The sequence below is a fragment of the Porphyrobacter sp. SLTP genome, assembly GCF_009905735.1.
Taxonomy (GTDB): domain Bacteria; phylum Pseudomonadota; class Alphaproteobacteria; order Sphingomonadales; family Sphingomonadaceae; genus Erythrobacter.
In genome coordinates this window covers 83,607-97,031 of the sequence record NZ_JAAALE010000009.1, presented here as the reverse complement: position 1 = coordinate 97,031, position 13,425 = coordinate 83,607, and the positions used below count along the sequence as shown (strand labels likewise).

The 13,425-nt window shown below is 66.5% G+C and carries 12 protein-coding genes; 9 read left to right on the top strand and 3 right to left on the bottom strand.

The window, feature by feature from the left end; genetic code table 11:
* Positions 1 to 44: 44 nt before the first annotated feature.
* The gene (gene secG, locus GVM20_RS09600; RefSeq protein WP_166546977.1) at positions 45 to 440 is read right to left on the bottom strand and encodes a preprotein translocase subunit SecG; all 396 of its coding nucleotides are present in this window, start codon (positions 438 to 440) and stop codon (positions 45 to 47) included.
* 120 nt (positions 441 to 560) lie between these two features.
* Positions 561 to 1,334 (bottom strand): triose-phosphate isomerase, encoded by a 774-nt coding sequence (tpiA, locus tag GVM20_RS09595; protein ID WP_166546976.1) that lies wholly within the window; start codon positions 1,332 to 1,334, stop codon positions 561 to 563.
* Between the two features lie 244 nt (positions 1,335 to 1,578).
* Between tpiA and GVM20_RS09590 the strand changes: the two genes are divergently transcribed.
* The 9 genes from GVM20_RS09590 to lexA all read left to right on the top strand — a co-directional run bounded on the left by GVM20_RS09590 (position 1,579) and on the right by lexA (position 10,969).
* On the top strand, positions 1,579 to 3,510 hold the full coding sequence (locus GVM20_RS09590) for a peptidylprolyl isomerase (RefSeq protein ID WP_166546975.1): 1,932 nt from the start codon (positions 1,579 to 1,581) through the stop codon (positions 3,508 to 3,510).
* Positions 3,511 to 3,593: 83 nt separating this feature from the next.
* On the top strand, positions 3,594 to 5,084 hold the full coding sequence (locus tag GVM20_RS09585) for an anthranilate synthase component I family protein (RefSeq protein WP_166547024.1): 1,491 nt from the start codon (positions 3,594 to 3,596) through the stop codon (positions 5,082 to 5,084).
* Complete coding sequence (locus GVM20_RS09580) at positions 5,081 to 5,923, top strand: phosphodiester glycosidase family protein (protein WP_166546974.1); 843 nt, start codon at positions 5,081 to 5,083, stop codon at positions 5,921 to 5,923. Before GVM20_RS09585 ends, GVM20_RS09580 begins: the two co-directional genes overlap by 4 nt.
* Positions 5,920 to 6,531, top strand: coding sequence for an anthranilate synthase component II (locus GVM20_RS09575; RefSeq protein ID WP_166546973.1), 612 nt, complete (start codon positions 5,920 to 5,922; stop codon positions 6,529 to 6,531). The genes GVM20_RS09580 and GVM20_RS09575 overlap by 4 nt, the downstream gene beginning before the upstream one ends.
* Positions 6,528 to 7,520, top strand: coding sequence for an anthranilate phosphoribosyltransferase (trpD, locus tag GVM20_RS09570; protein WP_166546972.1), 993 nt, complete (start codon positions 6,528 to 6,530; stop codon positions 7,518 to 7,520). Before GVM20_RS09575 ends, trpD begins: the two co-directional genes overlap by 4 nt.
* 106 nt (positions 7,521 to 7,626) lie before the next feature.
* Positions 7,627 to 8,427: an indole-3-glycerol phosphate synthase TrpC gene (gene trpC, locus GVM20_RS09565; RefSeq protein WP_166546971.1), complete on the top strand. Its 801-nt coding sequence runs from the start codon at positions 7,627 to 7,629 to the stop codon at positions 8,425 to 8,427.
* On the top strand, positions 8,424 to 8,897 hold the full coding sequence (moaC, locus tag GVM20_RS09560; protein ID WP_166546970.1) for a cyclic pyranopterin monophosphate synthase MoaC: 474 nt from the start codon (positions 8,424 to 8,426) through the stop codon (positions 8,895 to 8,897). The genes trpC and moaC overlap by 4 nt, the downstream gene beginning before the upstream one ends.
* Positions 8,894 to 10,075, top strand: coding sequence for a molybdopterin molybdotransferase MoeA (locus tag GVM20_RS09555; protein ID WP_166546969.1), 1,182 nt, complete (start codon positions 8,894 to 8,896; stop codon positions 10,073 to 10,075). Before moaC ends, GVM20_RS09555 begins: the two co-directional genes overlap by 4 nt.
* 201 nt (positions 10,076 to 10,276) lie before the next feature.
* The gene (lexA, locus tag GVM20_RS09550; protein WP_166546968.1) at positions 10,277 to 10,969 is read left to right on the top strand and encodes a transcriptional repressor LexA; all 693 of its coding nucleotides are present in this window, start codon (positions 10,277 to 10,279) and stop codon (positions 10,967 to 10,969) included.
* An 87-nt stretch (positions 10,970 to 11,056) separates the two neighbouring features.
* Here lexA and GVM20_RS09545 read toward each other — a convergent pair whose 3' ends face one another.
* Positions 11,057 to 13,333 (bottom strand): ComEC/Rec2 family competence protein, encoded by a 2,277-nt coding sequence (locus GVM20_RS09545; protein ID WP_234031941.1) that lies wholly within the window; start codon positions 13,331 to 13,333, stop codon positions 11,057 to 11,059.
* Positions 13,334 to 13,425: the final 92 nt, after the last annotated feature.

The window sequence follows — 13,425 nt, the reverse complement described above, 5'->3', positions numbered from 1 at the left end:
ATTTTATGGCCGCGGGGCAGCAGCGCGCCGCCCCATGCGGGCGATTACTGGCCGGCCGGAGCCGCAGGAGCCGGTGCAGCGGGCGCAGGCGCCGCTTCGTTCGGGGCCTGAGCAGGCGCCGGAGCGGGGTCGGCCAAAAGGTCAGGCACTGCCGGAGCCGCGGCGCCGGGTGCATTGCGGTCGAGCGTGCTCGTCACCCCGCCGACGCGACTTTCACGCACGGCGAGAGCGGCCAGAACGATCGAGAGCGTCACGAAGGCCACCGCCAGCCACTTGGTCGACCGTGTGAGGAAATCCGCCGCACCGCGCGCACCGAACGCCCCGCCGGGGCTGGAGCCGATGCCGAGACCGCCGCCTTCGGAGCGCTGCATCAGCACGACGCCGACCAGTGCGGCGGCCACGAGGGCCTGAATCACGGTGAGGAAGATGAACAGAGACATGAACGATTCTCGTGGCCGAGGGCGATTGCCCGCCCGGTTGCATTGCTTGCGCGCCATGTAGGGGCGCAAGGCCTGCGCGGCAAGCCCGCAGCGCCTTGTCGTCCGTCACGGCATGGCCGCCTAGTTCTCGAACGGCTCGCTTGCAGCAAGGGCGATGCCCATGAAGCTGTCCGCCGTCAGGCTCGCTCCGCCGACCAAGGCGCCGCCGACATCGGGGACAGCGAAGATCGCAGCCGCATTCTCAGGCTTGACCGAGCCGCCATAGATAATGCGCACATCGCGTCCATGCTCCTCGCCGAACAGCTCAATCAAGAGCGCGCGGATCGCGCCATGCATCTCGGCGATATCATCGGTGGTGGCGGCATTGCCGGTGCCGATCGCCCAGATCGGCTCATAGGCGACCGTCAGCTTGTCGCCGATGTCGGAGGGCAATTGGTCGGCTGGCGGGAGCGAGGCCTTGAGCTGCTTCTTCACGAAGGCGACCGCCTTGCCCGATTCGCGGGTTTCCGCACTTTCGCCGCAGCACATGATGATCCGCAGGCCCGCCGCCAACGCGGCTTCGGCCTTGGCACGCACGCGGGCATCGCTTTCATTATGTCCGGTGCGGCGTTCGGAATGGCCGAGGATCACGAACTTCGCGCCCGCATCGGCAATCATCGCCGCCGAGATATCGCCGGTATGCGCGCCGCCATCTTCATGGTGGCAGTCCTGCGCGCCAACGCCGATCTGTTCGGCTTCGCGGTGGATCGGATGGATGAGGGTGTAAGGCGGCGCGAGCGCCACCTCCACCTTCATGTGACGCTGAGCCGCACGGTCGATCGCACGCGCTTCGGACAGCATCGCGCGGGTGCCGTGCATCTTCCAGTTTCCGACGATATAGGGTCGGCGGGTCATGACTTGTCCTGCACTTTATATAATTGAGAGGGATAGCCCTGAGCGGGTTATGATTCTGTGCTCGCTGTAGTGCCCGGGGCCCGCGTCCGCTAGCCGAGGAAGCCGGACTAGTCAAAACGCGCAGCCACCTGTTGCCGTGTGGTCGCAGGGCCTCTAAAGCGCCCGGGCAACGCGAGTGATCGCGGTGTGCGAAAAGGGCGCTTGCGTCCTGCCATCAGCCAGCCTCGGATGGGTCAATTACGCCATGTTTTCGTTTTTCCGCCGCTTTTTCCAGTCGAAGATCGGGCTGCCGATCTTTCTTGCCTTCCTTGGTCTGATGGCGCTGGCCTTCGTTGCTTCTGACCTTGGCAACACGAATTTTGGCGGCGTGACCAATACCGACCGCATGGCTGTGGTGGGCGGCGAAGCGATTCCGATTTCCGATCTGACCGTATCGGCGAACAACGCGCTGGCGCAGGTTCGCCAGCGCAACCCGACGCTGACCATGCCCGAATTCATCGCCGAAGGCTCACTTGACGAAGTGGTCAAGCAGATGATCGACCGCTTTGCCGTGGGCCAATATGGCAAGGACTATGGCCTGCGCGCCGGCGAAAACCTGGTGAACAGCGAGATTTTGCAGATTCAGGCGTTTCAGGGCCTCACCGGGCAGTTCGATCAGCAGGCCTATCTTGCCGCGATCGGCCAGCGCGGACTGACCGACGCGACCTTCCGCCGCGACCTCGCGATTGACCTTATCGAGCAGCAGTTGCTGCGCACGGCAGTGGCAGCGCCGCAACTCCCTGAAAAGGTCGCGCGCCAATATGCCGCGCTGGTGCTGGAAAAGCGCAAGGGCGAGATCGCTCTCATCCCGAGCGCAGCCTTCGCTCCCGCCGGGAACCCGTCCGAGAGCCAGCTCACTGCCTGGTATAATGACAACCGCGCCCAGTTCGTCCGGCCAGAGCGACGCACGCTGCGTTTCGCGGTGTTCGGCACCGACACGCTCAAGGTCAACGCAGCGCCCACCCCGGCCGAAATCGCCGAGCGGTTCAAGCGTGATGCCACCAAGTATCAAGCCTCCGAGAGCCGCATCGTCTCGAGCTTCGTCGTGCCCACCGAAGACGCCGCCAAGGCGCTCGCCGCCCGCATCCGCGCGGGCGCCTCGCTCGAGACCGTTGCGCGCGAAGCGAACTTCACCGCCTCACGCTCCCCGGCGCGCACCCGCGAAGCCATGGCGAGTGCCACCAGCTTTGCGTTTGCCCAGGCCGCCTTCAAGGCGAGCGAAGGCGGCGTCGTTGATCCGGCCCAGGGCACGCTCGGCTGGTATGTCGCGCGGGTCGACAAGATTGAGCGCGCGCCGGCTCGCACCTTGGCGCAGGCCACGCCTGAATTGACCGAACAGCTCACCACCGAAAAGCGGGCCGCCGCAATCGCCGACCTCACTTCCGAAATCGAAGCCGAAATCGACGGCGGTACGGCTCTCGCCGAAGTTGCCAAGGCCTATGGCCTGACAGTCGAGACCACACCAGCACTGCTGGCCGATGGGCGCGCCTTCGGACAGCCGCAGGTGCAGATCGTGCCGCAGCTCGCCCCGCTGCTCAGCACGGCCTTCCAGATGGAAGAAAGCGAGCCGCAGCTCGCGCAGGTTGAAGCCGAGCAATTCGTGATCTTCGAAGTCGCCCGCGTCGATGAAGCCCGCGCCGCGCCGCTCGCCGAAGTGCGCGAAGGCGCAATCGCCGGCTGGAAGCGCAGTCAGGGTGCGGTCCTCGCCAAGCAGGCGGCTGACCGGATCATGGCCAAGGTTCGTGCCGGAACGCCGCTGGCTGCTGCGATGGCCGCCGAAAACAAGCCGGGTTTCGAGCGTGAACAGATCAATCTGGAACGCCGCGAACTGCTCGCCAGCCAGCGTCAGCGAATTGCGCCGCCGCTTGTGCTGCTGTTCAGCATGGCCGAAGGCACGGTCAAATCGCTCGAAGGTCCGCGCGGACTCGGCTGGTATGTCGTCGCGCTTGAGGACATCAGCACTCTGCCGCTCGACCAGGAACCCAATCTCGTCGCCCAGACCCGTCAGCAGCTTGGCGCAGCGCTGAGCGATGAATACCGCGCGCAGGCGGCGGCCGCCATGCGCAAGTCGCTGGGCGTGACCCGCAACGAGACCGCCATCGCGGCGGTGCGCAAGCGGCTCTCGGGCGAACAGTAAGCGACTGGCGGGCTGGCTTCGTGACTGCACCCCTCTCCGGCGCTGCCGCAGGCCTGCCCGAAAACGCCGCCGCAGCCGCAGCCATGCTGGCCGAGGGCCGCGCGGCGCTGGTGTGGCGACGGATCATCGCTGACAGCGACACGCCGGTCGGCGCAGCGCGGCGGCTTATCGTGCCGGGGCGCGGTGATTTCCTGCTCGAATCGGTCGAAGGCGGCGAAGTGCGCGGGCGTTACAGCCTGCTCGGGCTCGACCCTGATCTGGTGTTCCGCGCCAAAGGCAACGCGGCCGAGATCAATCCTGACTGGCGCATTGACCGCGATGCCTTCACGCGCTGCCGCGGCGACGCGCTTGGGGAACTGCGCGCGCTTGCAGCCACCTGCCGTATCGACCCGATGCCTGAAGGCCTGCCACCTGCGCTGGCCTGTCTCGTCGGCTATCTCGGTTACGAGACGATCGGGCTGGTCGAGACCCTGCCCCGCGCGGCCGACAGCCCGCTCGACCTGCCCGACATGCTGTTTGTGCGGCCCACGGTCATTCTGGTGTTCGACGGCCTGACCAACGCGTTGTTCGCCATCGCGCCGATCTGGGCGGCAAGCGATCCCGCCGCCGCCGTAGAGCGCGCTGGCGAGCGGATCGACGCGACCCTCAGCCAGCTTGGTCAGGCCATGCCTGCGGCCTCCGCCGATGCGGTGCCCGGCAGCCTGCCCGATCTCGCCCCCGTCATCGCGCCCGACGATTACAAGGCGATGGCCCTACGCGCCAAGGACTACATTCTGGCAGGCGATATCTTCCAAGTGGTTCTGGCCCAGCGCTTCACCTGCCCCTTTACCCTGCCTCCACTGGCGCTCTACCGCGCGCTGCGACGGGTGAACCCTTCCCCGTTCCTCTATTTCCTCGACCTGCCGGGCTTTGCACTCGTGGGGTCGAGCCCGGAGATCCTCGTCAGGGTCCGCCCCAACGACAAGGGCGCGAACGAAGTCACAATCCGCCCCATCGCCGGAACGCGCCCCCGCGGCGTCACGCGCGAAGACGACCTCGCCAACGAGGCCAGCCTGCTCGCCGATCCCAAGGAACGGGCCGAGCATCTGATGCTGCTCGATCTCGGGCGCAATGATGTCGGACGGGTCGCAGCGGCGGGGACGGTAGAGGTCACCGACAGCTTCACGATCGAGCGCTACAGTCACGTCATGCACATCGTCAGCAATGTCATTGGCAATCTCGCGCCTGACAAGGACGCGCTCGACGCGCTGTTTGCAGGCTTCCCGGCAGGCACAGTCTCGGGCGCACCCAAGATCCGCGCCTGCGAAATCATCGCCGAACTCGAACCCGAGACTCGCGGCGCCTATGCGGGCGGCGTAGGTTATTTCGCCCCGGATGGCAGTCTCGATAGCTGCATCGTGCTGCGGACCGCCGTGGTGAAGGACGGGGTAATGCATGTGCAGGCGGGCGCAGGGATCGTTGCCGACAGCGACCCCGATTACGAACTCGCCGAATGCCGCGCCAAATCGGGCGCGCTCATCGCCGCTGCGCGTGAGGCTGTGCGGGTCGCTGGCGAACCGGGGTATGGCCAATGACGCGCGCAGCCCTCCTCGCCGCCGGTCTGATCTTCGCCCTCTCCGCCTGTTCCGAGGCGCCGGCGGGTGATGCCGTGGTGACCGTCAACCTTGATGGGTCGCCGGTCACACAAGGCAGCTCGCCCTCCCCCACGCCGAGTGAGAATGCCGGGCCTTCGGCCTGCCGCAGCGTGACCTTTGAGACCGTCGCGCTCACCCATTGCATTGCCGATCCCGCCACGCACGCGATCACCATGGCGAACCTCGGCGCGGACAAGCAACCCTTTGGTTCGCTCTCCGCCTTTGCGGGGAGCGTCGATCCCAAGCGTATCGCCTTTGCCGTCAATGGCGGAATGTATGGCGATGACCTCAAGCCGATCGGCTACTACGTCCAGAACGGCGAGCGTCTCGGCGAACTCAACCGCGCCGAGGGTGACGGCAATTTCTACATGAAGCCCAACGGGGTGTTCTTCGGCACCGGCACCACATGGCGCGTGCTGGGAAGCAACACCTTCTTCGAGACCGTCGGCGACCGGCCGGACTTCGGCACGCAATCCGGCCCACTGCTGCTGATCGACGGCAAGCTCCACCCGGAAATTCAGGACGACGGCCCGTCAAAGGCGATCCGCAACGGCGTAGGCGTCGACGCGGCGGGCAAAGCGCACTTCGTGATCTCCGACGCGCCGATCAGCTTCGGGCAATTGGCGCGCTTCTTCCGCGATGAGCTGAAGGTATCGACCGCGCTCTACCTCGACGGGCAGGTGTCGAGCCTGTGGGACCCGGCGAAGGGGCGGCAAGACAAGGGCCGGGTCGGGCCCATAATCGTGGTGACCAAACGCGAGAAGGCAGCCGCAGAATGATTCTCGTCATCGACAATTACGACAGCTTCACCTTCAACCTCGTCCATTACCTGATGGAGCTGGGGGCCGAGGTGCGCGTGGAACGCAACGACGCGATGAGTGCGGCAGATGCCTTGCGCACCAATGCCGCCGGGTTCCTGATTTCGCCCGGCCCCTGCACGCCCAACGAGGCCGGAATCAGCCTCGATCTGGTCGCGGCCTGTGCCGATGCGGGCAAGCCTTTGATGGGTGTGTGCCTCGGCCATCAAGCGATCGGGCAGCATTTTGGCGGGACCGTGCAACGCGGCGGGTTGATGCATGGCAAGACCTCGCCGGTGACGCATGACGGGACGGGCGTGTTTGCCGGGTTGCCCTCGCCCTTCATCGCCACGCGCTATCACAGCCTTGAGGTGGTGAATGAGCCCGCCGAGTTGGTCGCCAATGCTCACGCGGAAACGCCCGGCGCGGATCACCCCAGCGTAATGGGCTTCCGCCACGAAAGCCTCCCGATCCACTCGGTACAGTTCCACCCGGAAAGCATCGCCACCGAACATGGCCACGCGCTGCTGGCCAACTTCGTGCGTCTCTGCGGCCTGAAGCCGGCAATGCCTTCAAGGCTAACGGCATGAACGCCCTCCCCGATGTCGCCGCACCGCTGAGCGAGGCCGAAGCCGAAGCGGCCTTTGGCGTACTGCTCGATGGCGCACCGTCCGAAAGCGAGATCGAAGCCTTCCTCGTCGCCCTTTCTGCGCGCGGGGAGACGGCGGACGAAATCGCAGGCGCAGCGCGGGCGCTGAGGGCACGGCTGATCCCGATCACCGCCCCCGATGATGCGATCGACGTCTGCGGCACAGGGGGCGACGGGCACCACACCTTGAACGTCTCGACCGCCGTCAGCTTGGTGGTCGCCGCCTGCGGCGTGCCGGTCGCCAAGCACGGTAACCGTGCGGCATCGTCGAAAGCGGGCGCGGCGGATACGCTGGAAGCGCTCGGCCTCGACATGGACGCCGCCGGGCGGACGGCGGAACGCACCCTCGCCGAAATCGGCATCTGCTTCCTGTTTGCGAAGAACCATCACCCTGCGATGGCGCGCATCCAGCCCATCCGCCTGAAAATCGGCAAGCGCACGATCTTCAATCTGATGGGCCCGCTGTCGAACCCAGCGAAGGTGACCAGCCAGCTGATCGGCATTGCGCGGCCCGCCTATGTCCCGATCTATGCCGGTGCGATGGCGCGGCTTGGCACCGGCAAGTCGCTGATCGTCTCGGGCGACGAAGGGCTCGACGAATTGAGCCTCGCGGGCGGTAACGAGGTGGCGGTGGTCACCGGCAACGCCTTCACGATGGAGCGCCTCGACGCGAGCATCGCCGGACTGCCCCACGCCCCGATCGAAGCGATCCGCGGCGATGATGCGACGCATAACGCCGCCGCCTTGAAGGCGCTGCTGATGGGCACCCCCGGCCCCTATCGCGATGCGGTGCTGCTCAACGCGGCCGGTGCGCTGACGGTCGCGGGACGCGGCAGCAACTGGACGGAACGCGCCGCAATGGCAGGCGAGGCACTGGATTCGGGCGCGGCGATGGGGCTGCTCGAACGCTGGATCGAAATGGCAAAGTAACCCCACACGTTCGCCCTGAGCTTGTCGAAGGGCCGTACTTCCTCTTATCTGCCGCTCGAAGAAAGACGGTGCTTCGACAGGCTCAGCACGAACGGTAGTTTTTTAGGTGAACAAGCTCGAAGAAATCTGCGCCACCAAGCGCGAGGAAGTCGCCGCGCGTCAGCACGCGGTGAGCGACGCGCAGCTGGCAGAAGCCGCCCGGCTGCAATCTGCACCACGCGGGTTCGAAGCGGCCCTGCGCGCCCGTGCCGCCTCAGGCTACGCCCTGATTGCCGAGATTAAGAAGGCAAGCCCCTCCAAAGGGCTGATCCGCGCGGATTTCCACCCTGCCGCGCACGCAGCCGCCTATGAAGCGGGCGGCGCAGCGTGCCTCTCGATCCTGACCGACGCGCCTTATTTTCAGGGGCACGAGGATTACCTCATCGCTGCCCGCGCCGCCTGCAAGCTGCCCGTGCTGCGCAAGGACTTCATGGTCGACCCGTGGCAATGCCTCGAAGCGCGCGCCATTGGGGCCGATGCGATCCTGATCATCGTCGCCGCGCTGGAGGACAGTGTGATGGCCGAAATCGAAGCCGCCGCGCGCGATCACGGTATGGACGTGCTGGTCGAAGTCCATGACGAGGCCGAGATGGAGCGCGCCGCGGGCGTGCTCAAATCGCGCCTGATCGGGGTCAACAACCGCGATCTCAAGACCTTCACCACCAGCCTTGCCGTCACCGAACGCCTCGCCCCGCTCGCGCCGGAAGGCACGTTGCTGGTGGGCGAGAGCGGGATCAACACCCATGCGGATTGCCAGCGGCTCGAAGCGGCAGGCGTGCGCACTTTCCTCGTCGGCGAAAGCCTGATGCGCGCTGACGATATTGCGAGTGCCACCGCCGCGCTGCTCGGGCCACAAGCGCACGCATGAGCAAGCTCACCCACCTCGACAGCGACGGCGCGGCGCATATGGTCGATGTGGGCGGCAAGCCGCAGACACAGCGCCGCGCGGTCGCGTCGGGACGGATCATGATGTCGGCCGAGGTTCTCGAAGCCATCCGCCACGGCAACGCGCCCAAGGGTGACGTGCTCGGCACGGCGCGCATCGCCGGGATCATGGCGGCCAAACGCACCGGTGAGCTGATCCCGCTGTGCCACCCGCTCGGGCTGGAAGCGGTGAGCGTGGATTTCGCCTATGAAGACGGCGCTATCCGTGCGACGGCCACCGCCTCGCTGACTGGTCGAACCGGCGTCGAAATGGAAGCGATGACAGCGGTTTCTGTCGCACTCCTCACAATCTATGACATGGCCAAGGCGATCGACAAGGGCATGGTCATCTCCGACATCCGCCTGATCGCCAAGTCCGGTGGCAAGTCGGGTGACTGGAACGCACCCCTTTGAGCGAGCTGCTGGGCCTCGAACAAGCGCAGGCCCGTCTGCTGGCGCTGGCCCCGCTGCTGCCGCTGCAATCAATCCCGACCGAAGCGGCGCTCGGCCGCATCATTGCCGAGGATATCCGCGCGGCCCGCACCCAGCCTGCGGCCGACCTGTCGGCAATGGACGGCTATGCACTCAGCCCCGGCGAAGGGCCGTGGACCCTGGTCGGCGAAAGCCGTGCCGGTGCGCCCTTCCCCGGCACGCTTATCCCAGGCGAATGCGTGCGGATCTCGACCGGGGCGATCGTGCCCGAAGGCGCGGACCGGGTGCTGCTTCAGGAAGATGCCGTGCGCGCCGAGAGCACTATCACCGCCACCGAAATGCCCCCGCCCGGTCGCCATATCCGCATGGCCGGGTTCGATTTTCGCAGCGGCGACCTGCTTCTGACGCGCGGCACGCGCATCACCGCGGGCCGCATGGCACTGGCGCTCGCCGCCGGGCATGGGCAGGTCACCGTCACCCGCCCCATTCGCGTTGCGGTGATGGACAGCGGGGACGAACTCGCGAGCGACCCGGCCCAGTGCCTCCCCCACCAGATCCCTGCCAGCAACGGCGCAATGATTGCCGCCCTGATCGCGCCCTTGGGCTGCGAGGTGACTCGCATCGGTCCCGTCCCCGATGATCGCGCCGCGCTCGCCGCAGCCCTGGCACGGGCCGAAGCGGCCGACATCCTCATCACCTCGGGCGGCGCGTCGGTCGGCGATCATGACCTCATCAAACCCGCGCTGACCGATTGGGGCGCGCAGATCGCCTTCTGGAAGATCGCGATCAAGCCGGGCAAACCGCTGCTGGTCGCCACGCGCGGTTCGCAGGTGGTGCTGGGCCTGCCGGGCAATCCGGTCTCCAGCTTCGTCACCGCGCTGCTGTTCGCCTTGCCGCTGATCCGCGCGAGCCAGGGTGATCCCGATCCCCTGCCCCGCCCCGAGACCTTGCGTGCAGGCGAAGACCTGCCCGCCATCGGGCCCCGGCGCGAATTTCTGCGCGCGGTGCGCGAGGGCGACAGTGTGCGGCTGGCCGGATCGCAGGATTCCTCCGCGCTGTCTGCCTTGGCCGAGGCCGATTGCCTGATTGACCGCCCGGCGCATTCGCCAGCCCTTCAGGCGGGCGAGCCTGTTCCGGTGTTCAAGCTCCAAAATGGCTGAAATGCGCGGGTTTGGCGCAAGGCGCGCTTGACACCTCCCATTGAGTTGCCTAATTGTTCCTTGTTCGTTCACCTTAATGGCGGATCGAACGTGCATGCAACGCACCACGCGCTGACCGGCGCGGGTGCCTCTTGGAGCACAAGTGGGACTGGCGCCTGGCCGATGGGCTGGGCGTGAATGCGACCAAGGGAGATTTGATCCATGCTGACGGCCAAGCAGCACGAGTTGATCCGTTTCATTCAGCAGCGGCTGGAGGAGACCGGGATCTCGCCAAGTTTCGAGGAAATGAAGGAAGCGCTCGATCTGAAGAGCAAGTCGGGCGTGCACCGGCTGATTTCCGCTCTGGAAGAACGCGGCTTCCTGCGCCGCCTGCCTAACCGGGCACGCGCGCTGGAAGTGATCCGTCAGCCTGAAGATGCCACCCCGGCCCGCGCCGCTGCGTCTGCGGGTGACAACGTGGTGCCAATGGTTCCGCCCGCCCCGCGCGTTGCCGAAGCGATCGCCGCGAATGATGTGATCGAGCTGCCGTTGCATGGCCGGATCGCGGCTGGTGCCCCGATCGAGGCGCTGGAAGGCCAGACCACCTTGCCGGTACCGGCTGCACTGCTTGGGCCGGGTGAGCACTATGCGCTCGAAGTGTCAGGGGATTCGATGGTCGAGGCCGGGATCTTTGATGGCGACTTCGCGCTGGTGCGGCGGACAAACACCGCCCGTGACGGCGAGATCGTGGTCGCGCTGGTGCGCGGCGAGGAAGCGACGCTCAAGTACCTGCGGCGCGAGGGCAGTCAGGTGCGGCTCGATCCGGCCAATGCGGCTTATGATCCGCAATTCTACCGCCCCGACGAAGTTGAAGTGCAGGGCAAGCTGGCAGGGTTGCTGCGGCGCTATCACTGATGCGCTGACGCGACTGGCGGATGCCAAGCGTGCTTTGGCTAGTGAATAGTCTTTGATTGCAAACGCGTAGAGAAATGTGAGGCCGCGTCAGGGAACCCCTTGAGGCGGCCTTGCTGCGTCTAAACCCCCGCCATGCTGTGCTTGGCCCAGATTAGACCCCTTTGTGTCTGGACTTATCGCGGTTGCCGGCAGAGCGCGGCGGGGGCGATTGTCCTCGATCCGCCACCAGCCATGCGATCCCTGCCCCGCTGAGACCGTGGTGATCGTCTGGCTGGCAAGATCGATAGACAGTCCGCCACTTTGGCGCAGATAGCGCCGATCCGCCTTGAGCCAGCGCGGGCGACAGGAGCGGGGGAGAAACCGCTCTGATACAATCACATCCGCCTCGGCGCAGGCTGCAGCCAAGGCGCGTTCCTCGACCTGCTCGCGCCCCCGCCCGAGCAGGAGAACCCAATCCCGCCCGCCGCGGTTCAGGATCAGCGTGCAGAACGCCGAAGAACAATGCGCCCCGTCCCAATCCGTCAGCGGCACAGGCTCGGCCGCGACGCCGGCAATCTCCATCAGATTATCGCGAGTGTAGGACGAGCGGCTATCGCGCAGAGACAGCAGCTGCCGCGATCCATCAGGACCGGGGACAGTGATGCCCACCTGCTGCCCGTCACCTGCCACCAAGAGATCGGGGATCGGGGTGAGCGCCACCATCACGCTCGCCACCGTTACTGGCACCAGCCCCGCGAGCCGCACCGGCCCGCGCCAGAGCGCAAGCCATAGCCCACCCGCTGCAAACAGACCGACCACGAAACCGCTGATCTGCGGCATCAGCGTCACCGCCCCCGCCTGCCCAGCCGTGACATGGGCAATGGCCAGCAGCAGCGAGAGCGAGCGTTCGACCAACCACCACACCGGGCCACCCAGCCCCACCAGATCGAGGAACAAACCCAGCGCAATCAGCGGCATGGATACAAATGTAACCAAGGGTATCGCGATGACATTGGCTACCGCGCCATACATTCCGGCTCGGTGAAAATGGAACAGCACGATCGGCATGAGTGCGAGTTCGATCACCACCCCGGTCACAAACAGCATCACCACCTGCCGTCCGGTGCGCGCCAACCACGGCTCCTCGCGCGGGGCGAGAAAGGCGCGGACCGGCGCGCTGTTCGACAGGGCGATGATCGCCAGCACCGCGGCAAAGCTCATCTGGAAGCTCGGACCGATCGCGCTCTCGGGCCAGAGCAGGAGCACGAAGCCCGCTGCCACCGCCACCATCCTGAGCGAGAGCGCATCCCGCCCCAGCGCCAGCGCGCCGAGCACCAGCAGCGCCGCAATGCAGCTGCGGACCGTCGGCACTTCGGCACCGGTCAGCAGTGTATATCCGATCCCCGCCAGCGCCCCGATCCCGGCTGCCACCACCGGCAGCCGCACCCGCAAGGCCAGCGCGGGCCACAGCGCCAGCAAGCGCAGCGCGGCGAAATAGGCCGCCGCGATAACCGCGCTCACATGCAGCCCGCTGATGGAGAGCAGGTGAGTGAGGCCCGAATCGCGCATCGCCACCTCGTCCGCCTCGGCGATCCCGCCACGGTCACCGCTGGCAAAGGCTGCCGCAATCGCTCCCGGCGACCCTTCGACCCGGCCGCGCATATAGGCCGAAAGCCAACGCTGCACGCTGGCAATACCCGTGTCTTCGGGGGCAGGCCGAACGAGCGTCAGGGGGCCGACCATGGTTCCCGTGGCCGCCAGCCCCTTGAACCACGCCGCCCGCGCAAAGTCGTAACTGCCGGGTAGCATCGGGCTCGCCGGGGGCATAAGCCTGGCGCGCAATCGTACCATTGCCCCTTCGGCAAGGCCCGCAGGCGCGCCCCGCTCGCCCAGCGCCGCCAAGGGCACGTTGACCCTGACCTTCCGCGCCGTTGCGCTCTCGGTGCCCTCCGCCGGCAGCCGCACCGCCAGCGTCAGCCGCAACCTCTCATCCGCAGGCTGGTCCTCGCGCGCCAGCACGCGGCCTTGCAGCAGTGCGACAACCGGCCCAGCAATCGGCGTCGCCCCGACAATCGCCGAGCGGGCCCACACCGTCGCAATCCCGCCCGCAAACACCAGCCCGCACAGGATCAGAGCGAGACGCAGGTTGGCGCGGGTTTCGTCCGCGATACTCCCCATCGGCCACACCGCCAGTGTCGCCAGCACGAGCGCGGCTCCCAAAGCCATGGCTGCGATCCAGTGCGACGCCTCGGGGAGCACGAACCATGTGATAATCCCGAGCGCGAACACCACCGCCAGCCACGGCGCACGGTCGAAGCCGGCCTCTCCCAGAAAGCGTTCCGCCCCGTCGAGCATCCGCCCGCCGAGACCTCGGGTGCTGGACAATCGCCGTAGGGTTTGCCAAGGGCGCGGCGTCGGTTCTCCGGGGCTAATCAGGCCACCCGGGTCCTCTCCCATCGGAATGATCGGCACATCGC